Raw genomic sequence first — 3,142 nt, 5'->3', positions numbered from 1 at the left:
CTGGGCGTGGCGTTGGCCGGCTGCGGCCAGAAGGGCCCCCTCTACCTGCCCGATGACGAGGCGGCGGCCGAGCGCTACGGCGCCCCCGCCGACACCGACGACGCGCCTCAAGACAGCGAGACCTAGGCATGGATCATTTCGAATATCGCGACGGCGTGCTCTACGGCGAGGAGGTGCCCCTGACCCGCATCGCCGACGAGGTCGGCACGCCCTGCTACGTCTACTCCCGGGCCACCCTGGCGCGCCACTTCCGCGCCTACACCGAGGCCCTGGGCAGCCACCCGCACCTGATCTGCTACGCGGTGAAGGCCAACTCCAACCTCGCGGTACTCGGCCTGCTGGCGCGGATGGGCGCCGGCTTCGACATCGTCTCGGTGGGCGAGCTGGAGCGAGTGCTGGCCGCCGGCGGCGACCCCACCAAGGTGGTCTTCTCGGGCGTCGCCAAGCAGGAGGCCGAGATGGCCCGGGCGCTGGAGGTGGGCATCAAGTGCTTCAACGTCGAGTCGCGCCCCGAGCTCGAGCGGCTCGATGCCGTGGCCGGGCGGCTCGGCAAGGTCGCGCCGGTGTCGCTGCGGGTCAACCCGGACGTCGACGCCGGCACCCACCCCTACATCTCCACCGGGCTCAAGGACAACAAGTTCGGCATCGCGGTGGACGAGGCGCTGGCCGCCTACGAGCTGGCCGCCGGCCTGCCCAACCTCGAGGTGGTGGGCCTGGACTGCCATATCGGCTCCCAGCTCACCGAGCTCTCGCCCTTCCTCGACGCCCTCGACCGGCTGCTGGTGCTGCTCGAGCGACTGCGCGACCGCGGCATCGAGATCGAACACCTCGACCTGGGTGGCGGTCTCGGCGTGCCCTACCACCACGAGCGCCCCCCCCAGCCCTTCGACTACGCCACCGCCCTGCTCGAGCGCCTCGCCCGCTGGGAAGGCAGCGAACGCCTCACCCTGCTGTTCGAGCCGGGCCGGTCGATCGCCGCCAATGCCGGGGTGCTGCTGACCCGGGTCGAGTTCCTCAAACCCGGCGAGACGAAGAACTTCGCCATCGTCGACGCCGGCATGAACGACCTGATCCGCCCCGCGCTCTACCAGGCCTGGCAGGCGATCCTGCCGGTGGACACCCGGCATGTGCGCGAGACTGCCACCTACGACGTGGTCGGCCCGGTCTGCGAGACCGGCGACTTCCTGGGCAAGGAGCGCGACCTGGCCATCGCCGCCGGCGACCTGCTGGCGGTACGCTCGGCCGGGGCCTACGGCTTCGTCATGGCCTCGAACTACAACAGCCGACCGCGCCCGGCCGAGGTGATGGTCGACGGCGAGCTCGTGCACCTGGTGCGCCGCCGCGAGCCGCTCGACGCGCTGTGGGCCGGCGAGACGCTGCTGCCCGACGACGGTGAGGAGGCACGCTGATGCTGCTGCACTTCACCAAGATGCATGGCCTCGGCAACGACTTCATGGTGGTCGACCTGGTCACCCAGCGGGCCCGCCTGGAGGAGGCGCAGATCCGCCGACTCGCCGACCGCCGCTTCGGCATCGGCTTCGACCAGCTGCTGGTCGTCGAGCCGCCCCGCGACCCGGACATGGACTTCCGCTACCGTATCTTCAATGCCGACGGCAGCGAGGTGGAGAACTGCGGCAACGGGGCCCGCTGCTTCGCCCGCTTCGTGCGCGACCAGCGGCTGACCCACAAGCACGAGATCCGCGTCGAGACCGCCGGCGGCCCGCTGACCCTGCGGGTCGAGGACGACGGCCAGGTCCGCGTGGACATGGGCGTGCCGCGCTTCGCCCCCGAGGCGCTGCCCTTCGACGCCGCCGAGGATCGCCTGCGCCACGCGCTCGAGGTGGCGGGCGAGCGGCTCGAGATCGGCGTGGCCTCGCTGGGCAACCCCCATGCCGTGCTGCGGGTCGAGGACGTCGACACGGCCCCGGTGGCGCGCCTGGGCCCGGCCATCGAGGCCCACCCGCGCTTCCCCAGGCGGGTCAACGCCGGCTTCATGCAGGTGGTCTCGCCCCACGAGATCCGGCTCAGGGTCTACGAGCGGGGCAGCGGCGAGACGCTGGCCTGCGGCACCGGCGCCTGCGCCGCGGTGGCCTGCGGCATCCGCCAGGGGCTGCTCGAGAGCCCGGTCACCGTGCACCTGCCCGGCGGCGACCTGCGCATCGAATGGGCCGGCGACGACGCCCACCTGACCATGACCGGCCCCGCCGTGCGCGTCTTCGACGGCCGCGTCGCCCTGGGCTGACGCACGCCGGCGTCCCGGCAGAACAAGAGCCTTCAGTCGACCAGCGTCCTCGGCTGGAAAAGTGCCCCACAGGAGAAGCCCGCATGACACGAGCCGCCCCCGAACCGCGCAAGACCCTCGATCCCGACCGAGTGGCCCAGTGGCTGGCCCGACACCCGGATTTCTTCGTCGGTCGCGAGGGGCTGCTGCAGCAACTCAAGGTGCCGCACCCGGAGGCCCGCGGCGCCACCTCGCTGCTCGAGCGCCTGGTCCACGACCTGCGTACCCGCGCCGAGCAGGCCGAGTGGCGCCTCGAGCAGCTGCTCGAGTCGGCGCGTCACAACGAGGCCCAGTACCGCCGCACCCGGGAGCTGGTGCTGGCCCTGCTGGAAGCCGAGGACAACGACGCCCTGGGCCAGGCGCTCGCCACCCAGCTCAGCGAGCGCTTCCACACCTCGGCGGTGGCGCTGTGGTGTCCGGCCAGCCTCACCGATGCCGAACCCCAGCCGCCCCAGCCGCCGCGCCACGTGCTCGACGATCACGCCGGCCAGCGCCTCGCCGCGCTGCTCGATGGCCGTGCCAGCCGCTGTACGCGGCTCACCCCCACCGACTGGAAGCGCCTGCTGCCCCATGCCCAGGCACCGCGCAAGGCCGGCTCCTGCGCCCTCGCCCGCCTGACCCTGGGCGAGCCGCTGGGTTACCTGGTGCTGGCGAGCCCCGACCCCGACCACTTCCGCGCCAGCATGGACACCCTGTTCACCGAGTACGTCGGTGACGTGGTGGCCCGCCTGCTGATGCGCCTGGCCCACGCCCCCCATGGCTAGGCGCCCGGCGGCCGAGCACCCGCTGGCGCGGGAGATCGAGGCCTTCCTGGAGGGGCTCGCCCCCCATGGCTAGGCGCCCGGCGGCCGAGCACCCGCT

The 3,142-nt window shown here is 72.5% G+C and carries 3 protein-coding genes and 1 pseudogene; all 4 read left to right on the top strand.

Annotated elements, in window-relative coordinates; all coding sequences use genetic code 11:
* Window positions 1-81 (top strand): annotated as a pseudogene (gene lptM, locus C1H66_RS23500) (LPS translocon maturation chaperone LptM); the annotation flags it as partial.
* Between the two features lie 47 nt (window positions 82-128).
* Complete coding sequence (lysA, locus tag C1H66_RS03205; RefSeq protein WP_102626476.1) at window positions 129-1,409, top strand: diaminopimelate decarboxylase; 1,281 nt, start codon at window positions 129-131, stop codon at window positions 1,407-1,409.
* Window positions 1,409-2,242, top strand: coding sequence for a diaminopimelate epimerase (gene dapF, locus C1H66_RS03200; protein ID WP_102626475.1), 834 nt, complete (start codon window positions 1,409-1,411; stop codon window positions 2,240-2,242). Before lysA ends, dapF begins: the two co-directional genes overlap by 1 nt.
* A gap of 83 nt (window positions 2,243-2,325) precedes the next feature.
* On the top strand, window positions 2,326-3,045 hold the full coding sequence (locus C1H66_RS03195; RefSeq protein WP_102626474.1) for a DUF484 family protein: 720 nt from the start codon (window positions 2,326-2,328) through the stop codon (window positions 3,043-3,045).
* Window positions 3,046-3,142: the final 97 nt, after the last annotated feature.

Origin of the sequence: Halomonas heilongjiangensis (assembly GCF_002879645.1) — a bacterium.
In the GTDB taxonomy this organism is placed as follows: Bacteria; Pseudomonadota; Gammaproteobacteria; order Pseudomonadales; family Halomonadaceae; genus Halomonas; species Halomonas heilongjiangensis.
Note: the sequence above shows the minus strand (reverse complement) of the source record. Positions and strands in the feature narration are given on the sequence as shown.